Origin of the sequence: Bacillus mycoides, from assembly GCF_000832605.1 — a bacterium.
Lineage (GTDB): Bacteria > Bacillota > Bacilli > Bacillales > Bacillaceae_G > Bacillus_A > Bacillus_A mycoides.
On sequence record NZ_CP009692.1, the window covers coordinates 5,015,786 to 5,033,285 of the forward strand.

The 17,500-nt window shown below is 35.9% G+C and carries 17 protein-coding genes and 1 pseudogene; 8 read left to right on the forward strand and 10 right to left on the reverse strand.

Features of this window, described 5'->3' with window-relative positions; genetic code table 11:
- Nucleotides 1-191: 191 nt before the first annotated feature.
- The 7 genes from BG05_RS27615 to BG05_RS27645 all read right to left on the reverse strand — a co-directional run bounded on the left by BG05_RS27615 (nucleotide 192) and on the right by BG05_RS27645 (nucleotide 7,730).
- Nucleotides 192-1,358: a Ger(x)C family spore germination protein gene (locus BG05_RS27615; protein ID WP_002186981.1), complete on the reverse strand. Its 1,167-nt coding sequence runs from the start codon at nucleotides 1,356-1,358 to the stop codon at nucleotides 192-194.
- Complete coding sequence (locus tag BG05_RS27620; protein ID WP_002169135.1) at nucleotides 1,342-2,466, reverse strand: endospore germination permease; 1,125 nt, start codon at nucleotides 2,464-2,466, stop codon at nucleotides 1,342-1,344. Before BG05_RS27620 ends, BG05_RS27615 begins: the two co-directional genes overlap by 17 nt.
- Nucleotides 2,467-3,945, reverse strand: a complete 1,479-nt coding sequence (gerLA, locus tag BG05_RS27625; RefSeq protein WP_003187400.1) for a spore germination protein GerLA — start codon at nucleotides 3,943-3,945, stop codon at nucleotides 2,467-2,469.
- 101 nt (nucleotides 3,946-4,046) lie between these two features.
- Complete coding sequence (locus tag BG05_RS27630; RefSeq protein WP_002125303.1) at nucleotides 4,047-5,519, reverse strand: sodium:solute symporter family protein; 1,473 nt, start codon at nucleotides 5,517-5,519, stop codon at nucleotides 4,047-4,049.
- A complete protein-coding gene (locus BG05_RS27635; RefSeq protein WP_002029838.1) occupies nucleotides 5,516-5,713 on the reverse strand; it encodes a DUF3311 domain-containing protein in 198 nt (65 codons plus the stop codon). Before BG05_RS27635 ends, BG05_RS27630 begins: the two co-directional genes overlap by 4 nt.
- Nucleotide 5,714: 1 nt before the next feature.
- A complete protein-coding gene (locus BG05_RS27640) occupies nucleotides 5,715-6,890 on the reverse strand; it encodes an amidohydrolase (RefSeq protein ID WP_002125300.1) in 1,176 nt (391 codons plus the stop codon).
- Nucleotides 6,891-7,019: 129 nt separating this feature from the next.
- Nucleotides 7,020-7,730 (reverse strand): C39 family peptidase, encoded by a 711-nt coding sequence (locus tag BG05_RS27645; protein WP_033708232.1) that lies wholly within the window; start codon nucleotides 7,728-7,730, stop codon nucleotides 7,020-7,022.
- 406 nt (nucleotides 7,731-8,136) lie between these two features.
- On the opposite strand from BG05_RS27645, the pseudogene BG05_RS27650 reads away from it, so the two are divergent.
- The 8 genes and pseudogenes from BG05_RS27650 to BG05_RS27685 all read left to right on the forward strand — a co-directional run.
- Nucleotides 8,137-8,344, forward strand: a pseudogene (locus BG05_RS27650) (amino acid permease); the annotation flags it as partial.
- A gap of 294 nt (nucleotides 8,345-8,638) precedes the next feature.
- Nucleotides 8,639-9,514, forward strand: coding sequence for a cytochrome aa3 quinol oxidase subunit II (locus BG05_RS27655; protein ID WP_002010605.1), 876 nt, complete (start codon nucleotides 8,639-8,641; stop codon nucleotides 9,512-9,514).
- A gap of 33 nt (nucleotides 9,515-9,547) precedes the next feature.
- A complete protein-coding gene (qoxB, locus tag BG05_RS27660; RefSeq protein ID WP_002063826.1) occupies nucleotides 9,548-11,482 on the forward strand; it encodes a cytochrome aa3 quinol oxidase subunit I in 1,935 nt (644 codons plus the stop codon).
- A 13-nt stretch (nucleotides 11,483-11,495) separates the two neighbouring features.
- Nucleotides 11,496-12,098 (forward strand): cytochrome aa3 quinol oxidase subunit III, encoded by a 603-nt coding sequence (gene qoxC, locus BG05_RS27665; protein ID WP_002029841.1) that lies wholly within the window; start codon nucleotides 11,496-11,498, stop codon nucleotides 12,096-12,098.
- Nucleotides 12,099-12,410: a cytochrome aa3 quinol oxidase subunit IV gene (gene qoxD / locus BG05_RS27670; RefSeq protein ID WP_002029843.1), complete on the forward strand. Its 312-nt coding sequence runs from the start codon at nucleotides 12,099-12,101 to the stop codon at nucleotides 12,408-12,410.
- 269 nt (nucleotides 12,411-12,679) lie between these two features.
- Nucleotides 12,680-14,509 (forward strand): monovalent cation:proton antiporter family protein, encoded by a 1,830-nt coding sequence (locus BG05_RS27675; protein WP_002169140.1) that lies wholly within the window; start codon nucleotides 12,680-12,682, stop codon nucleotides 14,507-14,509.
- Between the two features lie 18 nt (nucleotides 14,510-14,527).
- On the forward strand, nucleotides 14,528-14,818 hold the full coding sequence (locus BG05_RS27680; RefSeq protein ID WP_002090894.1) for a DUF4022 family protein: 291 nt from the start codon (nucleotides 14,528-14,530) through the stop codon (nucleotides 14,816-14,818).
- A 14-nt stretch (nucleotides 14,819-14,832) separates the two neighbouring features.
- Entirely contained in the window at nucleotides 14,833-15,270 is a 438-nt protein-coding gene (locus BG05_RS27685; protein ID WP_002125295.1) for a GNAT family N-acetyltransferase, read from the forward strand.
- A 33-nt stretch (nucleotides 15,271-15,303) separates the two neighbouring features.
- Here the strand turns inward: BG05_RS27685 and BG05_RS27690 are convergent, their stop codons facing one another.
- The 3 genes from BG05_RS27690 to BG05_RS27700 form a co-directional block, all read right to left on the reverse strand.
- Nucleotides 15,304-15,738 carry a hypothetical protein gene (locus BG05_RS27690; protein ID WP_003187241.1) on the reverse strand — a complete coding sequence of 145 codons (435 nt, stop codon included), beginning with the start codon at nucleotides 15,736-15,738 and terminating at the stop codon, nucleotides 15,304-15,306.
- Between the two features lie 4 nt (nucleotides 15,739-15,742).
- Nucleotides 15,743-15,943 (reverse strand): helix-turn-helix transcriptional regulator, encoded by a 201-nt coding sequence (locus tag BG05_RS27695; RefSeq protein ID WP_000301182.1) that lies wholly within the window; start codon nucleotides 15,941-15,943, stop codon nucleotides 15,743-15,745.
- 139 nt (nucleotides 15,944-16,082) lie between these two features.
- Complete coding sequence (locus BG05_RS27700; protein WP_002010534.1) at nucleotides 16,083-17,375, reverse strand: NCS2 family permease; 1,293 nt, start codon at nucleotides 17,373-17,375, stop codon at nucleotides 16,083-16,085.
- Nucleotides 17,376-17,500: the final 125 nt, after the last annotated feature.

A 17,500-nucleotide genomic window follows, 5' to 3' on the forward strand; every position in this document is an offset into this window, starting at 1 on the left:
ACATAGAAGGTATCCCCCTTCACATATGCTTTGCGCAAAAGAAACCTGAAATTATTCAGGTTTCTTTTTTTCTTTCCACGGCTGCGCTCCATACGTTGTAATTTTTTTATGAATGAAGTATATGGCTCCCGGAAGAACCGCCATTAATATCGTGCAACTAATTCCCAATCCAGTAAACAACTTACATCACCTTATTTCACTCTCTTCGGTAAAGCTGAACCTGAATGTGCAATCGTTGGATGAACATGAACAGTAATTTCAGCATTACTAAAGTATTTTTCACCTTGATCCCAATTCTTATCTATCTTCTTCCACTCTTTATAATTATGTCGCTTATATACTTCCCCTAATGCTAATACATCTACCTTATATTTTTTTTGAACAAGCTTAATCGATTTTTGGATGCGTTTCTCCATTTCCTCCGAAATATCCTTCTCTAAACGCTTTTCATTCAAAACCTTTTTATGATCACTAAAGTGCAACTCGGCCAATGTACCTTCCAGAGATAAGTGAATATTAAACTTTGGTTTTGTAGCATCCGTTGTAGATACTTTAATTTTTCGATGCAGCTTATGAATTTCATATGTAATAAGTTGATTCTTTTTACGGATAGTAAAAAAACCTCCAATTTTTTTACCTATTATATAATTCATTCCTAACGTTTCTTCCCCATTCAAAATGCCTACACACTTATTATCCTTCCCGCGAAACAACGCCGCTCCGTTCATTTGTACCCCTTGTTTTGTTAGTTCGAGAATAGGTAATACGAAACTCTGGTTAGAAATCATCTTTTCCTGTACTTCACCAATTCTTGCAGCCTCAATCATTTGGGCATTTTTCGGAGGATGTTCAGCTAACATATCGATATACTGCGCTGGCAAATTTTCAGGCTTGGCACTCTGCTTTAAAATAGCTTCTGCATTTTTCTTAGAAACGAACAAACGAATATTTCTTCTCATTTCATGATCGCGAATATATACATCTAACGTATTTTGTAAAACATATGGATTCGCTAGTAAATCTTTAGAAAAAATTATCACTTGTATATGCGGAAAGAATAATGAGCGACTAATTTTTTTAGCGATAATTCGTATTTGCTCAAAGACACTATCTGCTTTCGCACTAACATTAATATAATTTTCGCTATCTCCATCCCCTTGTCCACCTTGTTGCGACAATTTACTTGGGAGCACCATCTGATACGTCCCTTTCATAATTGGATTCGATTGTTTTTCCTTCACGATATCGTAAGCCGCCCCTACTACAAATCCCCTTTCTTCTATCTCCTCCAGCTCAGAGCACCCACTAATAGATCCAGCTAAAAACATAATTATTATAATTTTAAGAAGGTGTTTCATTTCCACCATTCCTTCTTTTTATTTTATATACAATAAAAACTAGCAAAGGTGCTGACACAACAAACCCCATATCTATCCAAGCTAAATAAGTCCCATAACTTGATAAATCATTCGAATTGCCAGGTATCATATTCACCATAAAAATAATAGGAGCACTCACAAAAATAAATACGTGTTTCTTCACTTTTGGAAACATAGCACAAAACAATAAAGATGCGACGTCATAATACATTGCTGTAGTGTTATAAATAGTAATAATCCAAGTGGTAAAAAAAATCGCATCAAATCTCTCTAAAAATCCTCCACCAATTTCAATTTCTTTCCCTAGTTCAATTGTTGGAAATGTCAATCCACGTGTTGTCATATACGAAAAAACACTAATACAAGTTACATAAATTAAAATGTATGACAAAACGTTTACTATCACCGCTTTTGCAACTGCCATTGGCGCTTTTTTCGCTGTCTTATCGTTCAACATCACGGCATAAAACAGAGCTACCTCAAATCCGATAAATGTGAAAATAGAATTTTTAACTCCTACAGCATATTGACTGACGTCCGTTTGAAAAGCCGGTAGTAAATTATCTATTTCCATTAAGTTCACATTCAATAAAGAAAGCAGTACGATTGCAATTAAAACGATAGGTAAGAATAAAACGTTTAACCTTAATAGAGCCGCTCTCGACCCCGCTATTCCATAAATAACAACTAATAGGAAAAAGAACGACAATAGTTGTACTGGTGTATCACTAAACAAATACGTTTGTGAAATAATTGCAATCATTCGCGATTCATATGCTGTCAAAGCAGCAAACGTTAATACTAAAATGCTACTAATTGTGTATGCAACAGGCTTCGTCAAATGTGCACTCGTATATTGAACAAAGTTTTGTTTTGGGAATAAAATAGCTACCCTCGTTACAAACCAACCTAAAATTGCACATATCAATCCACCCAAAAGCAAAATAATCCAACCGTCCGAAAATAAAGTTTGCGTAGCAATATCTCGCGGCATAGATAATGCACCTATACCGATAATTGTTGACGATACCGCAAAACCAAGTTCCCGAGATCCAATTTCTTCATCCCCATATTCAAATGGCTTCAATTACTCTCGCTCCTTTGGACGTATTGTAGAATCTTTCGTTTGTAAGTACTCTGGTCTTTCTTTCAACATTGATTTTGGCAAGCGGATCATTTCTTCTTCCCAATCTTTATAAAATGCAGGAGCAATAGGCGTTGTATATGGCACCCCAACACTCTTTAAATTCGTAATATGAATCGCCAGTGCAATAAGAGCTAAAATGATTCCGTACAATCCAAAAGCAGTCGCCGCTAACACAAAGACAAAAAGTAAAATCCGGAACGTAATTGTAATGCTATATACAGGCAGTGAAAATGTAGCAATTGCGGTAACCGCAATAATAATTACTAAAAACGGATTTACAATCCCCGCATTTACTGCCGCTTCTCCAATTACAAGACCGCCTACGATGCCAATTGTTTGTCCCATCGGTTTCGGAAGCCTAATCCCGGCTTCTCGTATTAATTCCATCGTTAATGCCATCATTAACGTTTCTATATAAGCAGGAAACGGTACTCCTTCTCTCGCTCCCGCAATGGAATAAGCTAGTTTAGATGGAATAAGCCCTTGATGATACGATACAAGCGCTACGTACATGGCAGGTAATAAAACAGCAGCGATACCTGATCCCATACGTAACATTCTTAATAACGTTCCAATTATCCAACGCTCATAATGATCTTCTACAGATTGAAAAATATCAACAAACACTAGTGGAGCTATAAGAGCAAATGGTGACCCATCTACTAAAATGGCCGCTTTCCCTTTCGCCAATGCAGCCACTATATTATCTGGTCTTTCTGTATTTAAAAACTGCGGAAACGGCGATAAATTATTATCTTGAATTAATTGCTCAATCGTTCCTGTCTCAAAAATGACATCTGTCACTATTGATTGAAGACGCCGATCTAGCTCGTTTACGATGTAAGGGTTAATAATATCCTCTATATATACTAGGGTTACTTCTTTCTGCGATCGTTTCCCCATAATATAAGATTGAAACCGTAACTTCGGATCACGTAAACCACGGCGAATTAGCATTTTGTTCACATTAATATCTTCATTTAATCCAACTCTCGGTCCACGTATTAAATCTTCTGTCACTGGAGGCTCTAGACTTCTTTTCTCCCAAGCTCTACTATTAACAACAATAGCCGTTTGAATATTATCAATTAATATAACTGTATCTCCCGCTAAAATCGCATTTATAATATCAGGAAACGTTGTTTTCATGCCAACTTCTGCGATAGAAATAAAACAATCTAATAACGTTTGAACAATAGCTGCTTCTTTTTGTATTTCTTCATATTGAAGCGTACGAACTACATATTTATAAACATTATCCTTATCTGTTAACCCACATAAAAAAATAACAGCACAGCGGGTTAAACTACCAGCAAGAGCAACTTCTCTAATTGTTAAATCATTAGGTGAACCTAACTCATCTCTAATTTCCTTCATAACCTCAAACAAGTTACCTTTTAGCTCTAACAATTTCCCCACCTAACTTCCTTTTCAACAAGTTTTTAGTTAGATTCCGCTAATAGAAGAAAATATATACAAAAAAGAGCTATCTCTTTTCGAAGATAGCTCTAACATACGAATTACTTTTCTACTATTATATTGTCGGTCTTTACAGATACATTTCTTGTGAATCCACTAACGATAAACATCACAATCATATTCATTAACAATGCGACTATACCTACATTTAAATCTTTTATATATTGCGGAAAACTCGGAAACATCGTAGCTATAGTTGAACCAGATAAGGTAATATATGCGACAATTAACAACCCAATCCCCATTCCTGCAATCGCTCCTTGCTTCGTAATAATTTGACGTGGAAACAAACTACATACAAGTGCAGGGAAAAGTTGCGTAACTATACTGTACCCCATTAAAAGAAGAGCCCCTATCGTTTCTCCCCCTTTAAATGTAAACAATACTGCAACAAGCGTTACAACAGGTACAAATAACTTAGCTACTTTTGCAACTTGTCTATCTGAAGCAGATGGCACCATTGTTCGGTAAATATTTTTTGCTAACAACGTAGATGCCGCCATAACAAGCATGGAACCTGGAACTAATGCCGTTAACACTCCTGCACTACCAATAATACCAATAAACCATGGATCAAACGTTTGAAGAGCCAGACGGAATAATGAAAGATCTACATCCGCTCCCTTTAACCCTGGAACTTGCAAGATAGCAGCAAAACCTGCAAAGAACACAAAAAGCAAAACTAAAGAATAGAGAGGCATAATTGCTGCATTTTTCCTAAATACTTTTTCACTTTTCGCTGAGAAAGCTGAGGCAAATGTATGAGGCCACATATAAAAACCGAGAGCCGTTAATATAATAGTAGAAACAAACCAAGAAATACTCATTCCCTTTTCAGGTAAAGATAAAAAACCTGGTTTTGCAGCTTCTACAGCTTCAAACATCGGTTGAAATCCTCCGTAATAGTGATACGGTAAATATATACCTAAAAACATAACGATAAATAGTATCATAATGTCCTTCAAAGCAGCTGTCCAAGCCGATCCATGTATACCTGAAACCATTACATAAATAGTTATAACAATAGCACCAATCCATACCGCAATAACAGGTGTCACTCTTCCATAGGAAGCTTCCGAAACGATAATTCCTAATCCCTTTAATTGCAAAACAAGATACGGGATAATCGAAATAACACCAATAATTGAAACAATTACCCCAAGCGTCTTACTCCTGTATTTCTTCGCAAAGAAATCTGATTGTGAAATGAGGTTATGTTCTTTTGCATACTTCCAAATTGGAGGCAATAAGAAATACGATAAAATATAAGCTAATGCACCATACCCTAAAATATAAAATGTAGGAGCTCCTTTACTATAAGCCCAGCCACTTCCTCCTAAAAATGTGAACGTCGTATAAATTTCCCCTGCCATAAGGAGAAAAACGAAAATAGTTCCAAATCCTCTTCCTCCAACTGACCATTGTTCTAAATTCATATCTTTTCCATGTTGTGCCCGAATTCCTAAAAATAGTGCGAGAAACAAAAATATAATAATGATAAATAATGCAGTCATTTTACGTCCCCCTTATTAGCAGGATCGAATACGTACACAAGACCCATACAAAGAGACGTAATGAGCACTGATAATAGTACCCAAAATAATAAAAATGGCATCCCCCATACGTAAGGAGTGACCGAATTTGCAAATACTGGTCCAACTACTAAACAAAGAACTGGAATAAGTGCTAGCACGTGTATTTTTTTCATCTCATTCTCCTTTACTTATAAAATTCATAATGGATGATACAAAGACTTCCACTCCAATTGGTAATGCGTCTTCGTCAATTGTAAAACGAGGGTGATGATGCGGATATATAATTCCCTTCTCTTCATTTCCTGCCCCTATAAAAAAGAACGTCCCTGGTGCCTTTTGTAAAAATGCTGAAAAATCTTCCCCTGCCATCGTTGGCTGTAAACGAACAACTCTTTCTCTTCCATACAGCTGTAATGCTGTATGTTCAATAAGCTCTGTAACTTCATAATCGTTTACAACTGGGCGATATCCATATTCATAAGAAAATGTATACTTAGCACCGTAGGATTCTGTAATATGTTTTACAATCCTTTCAAGCTTCTTCTTTGTTTCTTCTCTTAATTCATGCCTTAAACTTCTCACTGTCCCTTCAACCTCCGCTTGTTCCGGGATAACATTATGAGTTGTCCCAGAATGAAATTGCGTAACAGATACTACGAGAGAATCTAACGGATTCGTGAGGCGAGATACAATTTGCTGAATTTGCGAAACTACTTGCGCACCAATGGCGATACTATCAACTGTTTCATGCGGAATTCCAGCATGCCCACCTTTTCCCTCTATCGTAATTTTAAAAACGTCCGGCGCCGCCATCGCAGGACCATAAATTACACCTACTTTTCCAACCTCTAATGACGCCCAAAGATGAGCACCAATAATGTAATCCACACCTGTCATCACTCCCGCTGCGACCATTTCCTCTGCACCGCCTGGAAAGTTTTCTTCTGCATGTTGAAATAAAAAGCGAATCTCTCCTTTAACTTTCTCTCTTTCCTCTACCAACTTATGTACTACACCAAGCAATATTGCCATGTGACCATCGTGACCACACGCATGCATCACACCTGGATATATAGAAATAAAATCAAACTTATTTTCTTCATGAATAGGAAGAGCATCCATATCAGCACGAACCGCGATAGTTTTACCAGGCTGCCTACCAATTAACCTTGCCATTACACTATATTTAGTAGGCCTTGAGACTTCTAAATACGGGATTTCCCGAAGTATGTCGAATACAAATTGAGATGTTTTTTCCTCTTGAAAAGATAACTCTGGATACTTATGAAAATGCCTTCTCCACTCAATCAACTGATTCTTTGATAAAACAAGTTCCTTTGCGACATCCATTTCTCTTCTCCCCTTCTTTACCAAGTTAAATGTTATTATAGCGTGAATCGTTAACTTCTGAAAGAATTTTCAGAATTTTCTATAATGAATATTCAAAAAGAAAAAGCCATCTCAAGATGACTTTTCATTTTATAAAATAGTAATTGCTTGTTTCCCCATTTGCTCCCATGCCTTTTCAAATTCAGCACGAGGAACAGCTTTTCGTGGATTGTTTGCAAGAGGATCATTTACGTATACAAAGTTTTGATCATATCCAATTACTACAACACTATGCTCATAATATGTAATTTTCACTTTACCTGAACTCGTATTCCATGTTTCAAAACTACTTTCGGCTAATGGTTTAAACGTTGTATTAATAATTACCCATACTGGAGAACCAGAACTAATTACTTTATATAGATCTTGCACGTCTCTACCCGTTAAATTAATTACTTTTTCAGGAACATACTTTTCTGCTAAATTAAAAATCGGTTGATTATATACACCGTATCCCGGCTCAGCTTTCGTGTAAATATTTCCAACGAATCCCTCATACGGATTTCCATGCAAACCATCTTGTTTAAATGGAACGCGATGAATTTCACTAGCAAGTTGCATCTTATCTACTTGTACACCTTTATGTTGTAGTAGCATAGTTAAACTTGTCACTTCACAACCTCTAGGTAATTCAGGTAACTGTCTAATAAACGGAACCTCTGTAATCATTGCACTTTCTTTCATCTCAGAGAAAAGGTCTAACCGAAATTCTTGTGCCTTTTTCATAATTTTATCTTTCTCAAAAAAGAACACGACAGCAAATATAATACCGAAAATAAAAATATATTTTAACTTTTTCATCATAAACCAAACTCCATTATATCAATTATTTTAAAGGCACAACTCCTATCATTGTACCTTTCTTCTTACTAGTTTGCTAGAAAGATTCTGTGAATTATTATTCACAAATACTTTTTAAAATTCCGATTCTTTGAAATAGAAAGAAAAAAATATAATTTTTCAGAATTTTTTACTAAAAAACAAAATTATTAACCTAGTGAAAGAATCACATTTCCTTCACTAGGTTAATAAACATTCTAAGGTATTTAGTCATAGTTAGTTTTTCCTTTACATACTCAGTTCACAACAAAATAAACCAAGTATGTTTTTCACCCCCACTAATGATTAAAAGCACCGAATAAAATCTAGTTAAAACATACAAAAAAATATGGGGGAGGGACATATGAATCAACAAGTAGAACAAGCAGAATTAAAATACCGCACACCACTTTATCCAATAGTTCCAATCGTAGCTTTCTCACCCAATTTCCTTACATTTGTTAGTTTAGCTTTCATTCCAGATCAGAGAATTGCTCTTTATTGCTGGGTTCCATTTATGATCATTTGTTACATTTTATACCGAGTTAAAGTTTCGGAAAGTTGTCACATTTGAGCAAAAAAGAAATATAACTTAGGTAACAAACTGAATATATTAAAAATTCAGTATTTTTTCTTATGATAAGATAATTTTTTTCTATTTATTGGGTATGTTGGTATAACTTTATTTATCTTAAAATTCCCACAATCACGTTTTTATCTGGAAAATAGTTTACAATGTTATCAAGTTACAAATGATATTCACCTTAAAAAGCGTGCATTTGTGTCTATTTTTTAACAATATAACAAAAACTATTGCCATCTATAAATTAATAGGTTTATATTGTTTTATTGGCATAGTTTCAATCCAAGGAGAAAGGAGATTTTCAATCGTGCAACTAAAGAAAGCATTTTGGAAGTTGGCTTCGCTTCTTCCGTTATCATTACTTCTGTTCCTCGGTGGCTGTGATAAAAAACTCGCAGTATTAAATCCGCAAGGACCTGTTGCAAAAGCACAGTATGATTTAATTGTTTGGTCATTCTTGCTTATGTCATTAATTATCGCAATTGTATTCATCTTGTTTACAGTCATCTTGATTCGTTATCGTGAAAAACCAGAGAATATGGACTATGAGCCACCTGATCAACATGGTAACACATTATTAGAAATCATTTGGACAATTATTCCTGTTATTATCGTTATCGCATTATCGATTCCAACAGTTAAAGCAACTTATGCTTCGGAAGAGGTTCCGCAAGAGTCCAAACATATTAAACCAGTTGAAATTTATGTTACATCTGCAAACTGGAAATGGTTATTTAGTTACCCGGAGGAAAAAATTGAAACCGTTAACTATTTAAACATCCCAGCTGGTGTACCAATTCAATTTAAACTGACTTCTGTAGGTCCAATGAATGCTTTCTGGGTACCAGAACTTGGTGGTATGAAGTATACAATGGATGGCATGATCATGGACTTATATTTACAAGCTGACAAACCAGGTTCTTACCTAGGTCGTAGCTCGAACTTCTCTGGTGAAGGATTTACTCACATGGAATTCGAAGTTGAAGCAAAAACTAAAGAGAAATATGATAAGTGGGTAAAAGAAGTACAAGAAACTGCCCCTAAATTATCAGAAAAGAAATATAACGAAATTATTAAACCTGGTGTAGTGGGGCGTATGACGTTCTCTAGTCACCACTTAAGTTATGTAGATCCAAAATCACTTGAATATTGTGATTACAACTACTACAAAAACAAAAAATAATAGCTATTATTCCAACAGATTGGAGTGAACACAGTGAAGCTTGATGAATTTTTTGTCACAGGTGACCCGATTATTTACGGAGCTGACGCTTCTATCGTTCTTGTGACATTAGCGATTCTTTTCGTACTAACAAAGTACAAAAAATGGAGATGGCTTTGGGATGAGTGGTTGACAACTGTTGACCATAAAAAAATAGGGACCATGTATATTATCTCTGCCGTTATAATGTTATTCCGTGGTGGTATGGATGGTTTAATGATTCGTGCCCAGTTAACATTCCCGGAAACAACTTATTTAAACGCTGAACACTATAACGGAATCTTTACAACACATGGTACGGTAATGATTCTTTTCATGGCAATGCCATTCGTTATGGGATTAATGAACCTTGTAGTACCATTACAAATTGGTGCTCGTGACGTTGCATATCCGTTCTTAAATGCTTTAAGTTTCTGGTTATTCTTTGTCGGAGCAATGTTATTCAACATCGCTTTCGTAATCGGTGGTTCTCCAGACGCTGGGTGGACTTCTTACTTCCCAATGGCAGGTACAGAGTTTACTTCTGGTGTAGGAAATAACTACTACGCAATTGCATTACAGATTTCAGGTCTCGGTACGCTGATGACGGGTATTAACTTCCTTGTTACTATCTTAAAAATGCGTACACCTGGTATGAAATTAATGAGAATGCCAATGTTTACTTGGTCAATCTTAATTACAACAATTATCATTATTTTCGCTTTCCCAGTATTAACAGTTGCTCTTGCATTAATGACATTTGACCGTCTATTCGATGCTCACTTCTTTACGATGGCGAGCGGCGGTATGCCAATGTTATGGGCCAACCTATTCTGGGTATGGGGTCACCCTGAAGTATATATTGTTATTTTACCGGCATTCGGTATTTTCTCTGAAATCATTAGTACATTCTCACGTAAACGTCTATTCGGTTACAGTGCGATGGTGTACTCGATGGTTGCAATTTCTTTACTAAGTTTCGTCGTATGGCTTCACCATTTCTTCACTATGGGTGCAGGTCCAGCGGTTAACTCATTCTTCTCGATTTCGACAATGGCGATTTCGATTCCAACCGGTGTTAAGATCTTTAACTGGTTGTTTACACTGTATAAAGGACGTATTCGTTTTACAGTTCCAATGCTTTGGTCATTGGCATTTATTCCAAACTTCGTAGTTGGTGGAGTTACAGGGGTTATGCTTGGAATGGCAGCAGCTGATTATCAATACCATAACAGCTACTTCCTAATTGCTCACTTCCACTACGTATTAATCGCAGGTACAGTATTCGCTATGCTTGCTGGATTCACATACTGGTATCCAAAAATGACAGGTCATATGTTAAATGAACGCCTAGGTAAATGGACATTCTGGATCTTTATGAGCGGATTTAACATCTGTTTCTTCCCAATGTACTTCTTAGGTTTAGACGGTATGACTCGTCGTATGTACACTTACTCTGAAAGTCTTGGATGGGGCTGGCTAAACCAAATCGCATCTGTTGGTGCTGTAATGATGGCTATTGGCTTCCTAATCCTTTGCTATAACGTAATTTGGAGTGCACGTCACGGTGAGCGTGACACAACTGGAGATCCATGGGACGGCCGTACACTTGAATGGGCAACTCAATCTCCTGTACAACATTACAACTTCGCGAAACTTCCTGAAATTAAAGAAGCTGATGCTTTCTGGTTCATGAAAAAACGTGGAGAAACAATTACACCAACAGCAGATGAATTAAAACCAATTCACATGCCAAGTAATTCTGGTGTGCCTATTATTGCGTCTTTATTCTTCGGTCTTGCAGGTTTTGCATTAGTATTTAGCTGGTTCTGGATTGCAGCAATCGGTGGTATTGGTATTTTAGGTTGCTTAATCTATCGTTCATTCGATTATGATGATGGCTACTATGTAAGCGTTGATGAAATTAAAGAAACAGAACATATAGCATGAGAGGTGAAATGACATGGCGGCTTTAGATAAAAGCTTACCTTTGGAATATCAATCCGAGCAAAGCAGATTGAATATCCTAGGATTCTGGATTTTTCTTGGGGCTGAAATTATGCTGTTCGCAACACTTTTCGCCTCTTATCTAGTCCTTGCTGGTCGTACGGCTGATGGCCCAACACCAGCGCAATTGTTTGAAGTTAAAACACTTTTAATTCAAACACTGTTACTTTTAACAAGTAGCTTTACATGTGGGATCGCAATTCACGAAATGCGTAAACACAATCAAAAAGGAATGTTAGCTTGGTTTATCCTGACTTTACTTTTAGGTGCAGGCTTCCTATTCTTTGAAATTGAAGAATTCATTTTGTACGTTGGTGAAGGTGCAACGATTCAAACAAGTGCTTTCTTATCGGCATTCTTCGTTCTTCTTGGAACGCATGGTGCCCACGTAACAGGTGGTATCATCTGGGCAACTTGTGTTATTATCCAAATTTTAAAACGAGGTTTAACACCAGTTACAGCTCGTAAAGTATTTATTATCAGCTTATACTGGCATTTCCTTGATCTTGTTTGGGTCTTTATTTACACACTAGTTTACTTGAACGGGATGGTGGCGTAAATGGGTCAAAATAACAACCAAGCAAACGGGCATGGGCATAGCGGATTCCCATGGTCACACGTTTTCGGATTTATTTTATCGCTTGCACTAACGTTTCTAGCGTTATACGTGGCACTTTACACAAACCTGCCACTTTCAACGATATTAACAACTATCATCATAATGGCAGTTGCGCAAGCTTTATTACAATTAATTATGTTCATGCACTTAAAAGAAGGAGAAGGAAGAATTCAAGTTCTTACAATGATATACAGTTTCTTCGTTGCAACTGCAACAGTTGGACTTACTGTATGGATCTTCTTCTCAATGTAATTTGCATGAAAAGACTGCTGGGATTCCTCAGCAGTCTTTTTTTATCCCCTATTAACGAGCAGTAAGACCCCCACTGATTAAAGTTTCACTTTATCCCCTCCCCCTATTACATCCACATTACGGAATTAGCAACAAAATCATGAAAAATATACTTATTATGACAAATGTTAAGAAAACTCTTTCTTTATGAAATCGAAACCATATCCGTTGCTTTTCTTCCTATTATATGGCTAAATAGTTACTATATTTATTTGAAGGGAGAGAACGCAATGGAACATCATTCTTCTGTTCTATCACTTATGGTTGTCGTCGCAATCGCGTTTTTCGTTCCCCTTTTGTTACAGCGCTTTAAATTAAAAGCACTTCCTGTCGTTGTTGCAGAAATTATCGCAGGAATCTTTGTAGGTAAAAGTGGATTTAACATCATTGAGCCCGATATGTGGCTTCAAGTCTTATCAACACTAGGGTTTATCTTCCTAATGTTTTTAAGTGGTTTAGAAATTGACTTTTCGATCTTTAAACAAAAAGGGAAAAAGAATACGACAAACGAACCGAACACATTCCAAGCAGCAAGCATTATCTTCTTGTTTATTTTCATTTTATCTTATGCCCTATCATTAATATTCGTATGGCTAGGATTCGTAGACAATGCAATGTTCATGACTTTAATTATTTCAACTATTTCTTTAGGTGTTGTCGTACCAACATTGAAAGAAAATAACTTAGGAAAAACCGCAATCGGGCAAATCATTTTATTAGTCGCTGTTATTGCAGACTTAGTTACAATGATTTTACTCGCTATATTCGTCGGATTAAATTCCGAAAGTGGCCAAAGCATGTGGCTTCTACTTCTTCTATTCGGTGCTGGTATTGTAATTTACTTTGTCGCAAGACGGTTTAAAAATATTCCATACCTAGAAAGCTTAAAAGCCGGTAGTGTACAAATTGATACACGAGCTGTTTTTGCACTCATCTTAATATTAGTTGGATTATCTGAATCTGTTGGGGCAGAAAATATTTTGGGAGCCTTTTTAGCAGGTGTACTCGTATCTTTATTATCACCAAATGAAGATATGGTTGAAAAACTTGATTCCATCGGATATGGCTTCTTCATTCCTATTTTCTTCGTAATGGTTGGTGTAAATCTAGAAGTATGGTCTATTTTTAACGAGCCTTCTAGTATGCTAATGATCCCAATTCTAATTGTGGGACTCTTTATTTCAAAACTGTTGCCATCACTCGTCTTACGAAAATGGTACCCACGCAATATCGTACTCGGAAGTGCTATTTTGTTAACATCAACACTTTCTTTAGTTATTGCGGCTGCACAAATCGGTGAAAAGCTAGGCATCATTAGCCCAAGTTTATCAGCATCTCTTATTTTAAGTGCAGTTATTACTTGTATTTTTGCACCTATATTATTTAAAAAGATGTTTCCAAAAGTGGAAACACCAAAACCGAAAGTATCTATTATTGGTGCAAGCAGAATTACCCTTCCGTTATCACTTGATTTAAAACGTGAAGATTATGACGTAACACTATATATGATACGTCAAAATAAAATAAATGATGAGGAAGCGAAATCTCATGACTTCCCTATTGTAAAATTAGATGAGATTACTATTCAATCTTTAATGGAGCAACAAGCTTTCGAAGCAGACCGTGTTGTTGTTGCGACAAGTGATGATGAACAAAACTTATTATTAGCAGAACACGCAAAAGAATTAGGTGTTGAACACGTCATCGCAAGTGTAGAAGATCCCCTTCTACAAGAAAAAGCGACTCAAGAACATATCGCTGTATTCTCGACTATTAACTCTACACGTATTTTATTACGTGCACTTATTGATAAACCGAGTCTCGTTCGCTTGATTACAACAGCAAATGAAACGGTGCGTGAGGTTGAACTACGAAGTAATAAATATAACGGCTTAGCACTTCGTCGCCTTCCGTTTCTAGGTGATGTACTTGTCATTCAAATTTACCGTGGTAATAAAGCATTAATACCACATGGTGATACGAAGTTACAGCATGGCGATACTTTACTTGTAACGGGTTCAAAAGAACATATTGATACAATGAAAAACATATTAGAATAGAAAATGCCCCTCACATAAATGAGGGGCATTTTTTCAATTTCATATGGTAAAATGTTACTATCACATATTATGGGGATGAATCACATTATGTCTATTTCAACTTTAGCTCTCTTATTATTAGCAGAAGTACTCGTCGCCATTATTCTCATCGGTATTAGCATTGAAATTTGTAGTTATGGATGGAAAAAATCGAATGGAATTAAGTACTTTTGTCTCTTAATTTCACTCCTTCTCGGAACAGCTAGCATACTAGGACTTCTCGTTGCACCCGCATATTTCTTCTTACAACTTATAGAAAAAGGCTTATAAGAAAGGATGATATTATGATTACAGTGAAACATATTGATGCATCTGAAACATACTTATTACGTCAAAAGGTTTTGCGTCCCAATCAATCATTAGAAGATTGTAAATACGATTCAGATTACGAAACAGACGCCTTTCATTTAGGTGCATTTTTATATGATGAACTTGTTAGTATCGCCTCTTTCTCTAAAGAAATACATCCTGATTTACAAGCTGGTACCCACTATCGTCTACGAGAAATGGCAACATTACCTAATTTCCGAAACCAGCATGCTGGCAGCTCCTTAATCCGTAAAGCTGAACAAGTCCTCCAAGAACGCGAAGCAAATATTCTATGGTGTAATGCGCGAATTACCGTAGCGGATTATTACAAACGATTAGGTTTCCATGAGCATGGTGAAATCTTCGAGATTGATCCAATAGGACTACATAAAGTAATGTATAAAGAAATATAAGAAAAGCTTTCTGCATATTGCAGAAAGCTTTTCTTATATTTCTTTTTCACTTTTTATTTTTTTCATATATATGTATATAAACAAACTAGGAATTAAAAAGCAAACAAAGATAATAAGTCCTGTTATACTAATTTCCTTTATCGAAATACCTGGTGTTACAATGATACAAATAGCTAACAGTCCAATAACAATCCCTACTGGAATTAATAATAGTTTCATGAAATAACTACGCGATACTCCACCTGTATGCTCATACACTTCCACCGAATTTTTTAAGTTTAAAAAGTTAATAACTATTATCCCGCCCATAAATACCATTAATAAATCCGAAATACTTTCATACCCTGCCCCTTGCAAGACGTAACGGTAAAAAACAATGCCTAGTATGACGACATTTTGTAAGATGAAAGCCAATCTAATATGTTTTAATCCCTCAATCATTAAACGTTCATCTTTCACGATTTTCACCCTATCACTCCTTTTCCTCCCAAAACAAATCATTCAATGTTTTATCTACCGCATAACAAATTTTCAAACATAAATCTAAAGACGGGTTGTATTTCCCCTTCTCAATTAAACTAATCGTTTGCCTTGTAACACCTACTTTTTCTGCTAATTGTTGTTGTGTTAAATCTAACTGAACACGTGCGACTTTTATTTTACTTACAGCCATTCATGTTCCTCCTCTGCCTATATTGTAACATATATATTCCATTAAGTAATTTATATTTTACGTAATTGATTTGTTTTTTTCACTTTATTATACACAAAAAAGGAGCCTCTCATAAGAAGCCCCCTTTCCTATCTCTATACTATAAGAATAAATGACATCCAAATAAAATTGTAAATAAATATAGTAACGGATGTACTTCCATCCCTTTCCCCTTCACAATTTTTAATACTGGATACACTAAAAATCCAATTGCAATTCCATTTGCAATACTAGACGTTAACGGAATACCAACGAAAATTAAAAATGCTGGTAATGCATCTTCAAATTCATTCCAATTAATATCACGAATGCTTTGTGCCATTAAACTACCTACAATAATTAATGAAGGAGCTGTAATAGCAGCTACACTTGATAAAGACGCGATAACAGGGCTGAAAAATGCCGTTATAATCGTTAGACCAACAACTACAATACCTGTTAATCCAGTTTTACCACCTGCAGCAATACCAGCTGACGATTCAATCGTTGCTGCTGTTGGGCTTGTTCCGAAGATAGAACCTGTCGTTCCGCCAATCGCATCTGCAATAAACGCTTTGCCAAAACGTTTCTCTGTATTATCTGTAATTAAACCAGCTTGTTTAATTAAACCGAGTAATGCACCTGTCGTATCAAATAAAAGTACAAGTAAAAATGAAAATACAACACCATATAATCCATACTGAATTACATCTGAAAAAGCATTGATTGGATTTGAAACGATAATACCCTCTGGTAAATGAGGCATCGCTACAATTTTATCCTCAAACTTCAGTTGCCCCGTAAAGAAGGCGATAATTCCTGTCACAATCATACTAATAAATAATGCACCACTCACACGTAATACCATTAATACTGCCGCTAAAATTAAACCAATTAAAGTTAAAATAACGGCTGGAGAATGAAAATCACCAATCGTAACTAAGTTAGATGGATGATCCACGATAATTCCAGATAGACGTAATCCAATAAAAGCAATAAATAGTCCAATTCCACCTGCAATTGCATGTTTTAAACTGTCAGGAATTGCGATAATTAGCTTTTGCCTAAATGAAGTGAAAGATAATAAAAGAAAAATGATACCTGTTACAAATACTGCCGAAAACGCAATGACATACGTAATCCCCTCTGCCTGTTGAACGACAGAATAAGCAAAATATGCATTCATCCCCATAGCTGGAGCAATAACAATTGGATAGTTAGCTAAAAACGCCATACATAGCGTCCCAATAACTGTCGCAATAATAGTTGCCGTAAACGCTTGATCAAATGGTACACCTGCATCAGATAATATTTTCGGATTGATGACAAGAATATACGCAAATGTAAAAAAAGTTGTGATGCCCGCTAAAAGCTCTCGCTTCACAGAAGTGTTATATTTTTGTAATTGAAACATGGCTATGTACCCTTCCTACACCTGAATTATTATCACACATTCTTTTCTTACTAGTATGTGAGAAAATATAATACTTAATCTTAACAATCAATAAAAAGAAGAGTCAATATATTCTCTAATAGTGA

Coding starts and splice junctions, on each gene's coding strand:
- BG05_RS27675 (WP_002169140.1), top strand. CDS start 12,680: ATGGAACATCATTCTTCTGTTCTATCACTTATGGTTGTCGTCGCAATC.
- BG05_RS27645 (WP_033708232.1), bottom strand. CDS start 7,730: ATGAAAAAGTTAAAATATATTTTTATTTTCGGTATTATATTTGCTGTC.
- qoxD (WP_002029843.1), top strand. CDS start 12,099: ATGGGTCAAAATAACAACCAAGCAAACGGGCATGGGCATAGCGGATTC.
- BG05_RS27635 (WP_002029838.1), bottom strand. CDS start 5,713: ATGAAAAAAATACACGTGCTAGCACTTATTCCAGTTCTTTGTTTAGTA.
- BG05_RS27640 (WP_002125300.1), bottom strand. CDS start 6,890: ATGGATGTCGCAAAGGAACTTGTTTTATCAAAGAATCAGTTGATTGAG.
- BG05_RS27615 (WP_002186981.1), bottom strand. CDS start 1,358: ATGAAACACCTTCTTAAAATTATAATAATTATGTTTTTAGCTGGATCT.
- BG05_RS27700 (WP_002010534.1), bottom strand. CDS start 17,375: ATGTTTCAATTACAAAAATATAACACTTCTGTGAAGCGAGAGCTTTTA.
- BG05_RS27695 (WP_000301182.1), bottom strand. CDS start 15,943: ATGGCTGTAAGTAAAATAAAAGTCGCACGTGTTCAGTTAGATTTAACA.
- qoxC (WP_002029841.1), top strand. CDS start 11,496: ATGGCGGCTTTAGATAAAAGCTTACCTTTGGAATATCAATCCGAGCAA.
- BG05_RS27630 (WP_002125303.1), bottom strand. CDS start 5,519: ATGACTGCATTATTTATCATTATTATATTTTTGTTTCTCGCACTATTT.
- BG05_RS27685 (WP_002125295.1), top strand. CDS start 14,833: ATGATTACAGTGAAACATATTGATGCATCTGAAACATACTTATTACGT.
- BG05_RS27680 (WP_002090894.1), top strand. CDS start 14,528: ATGAGGGGCATTTTTTCAATTTCATATGGTAAAATGTTACTATCACAT.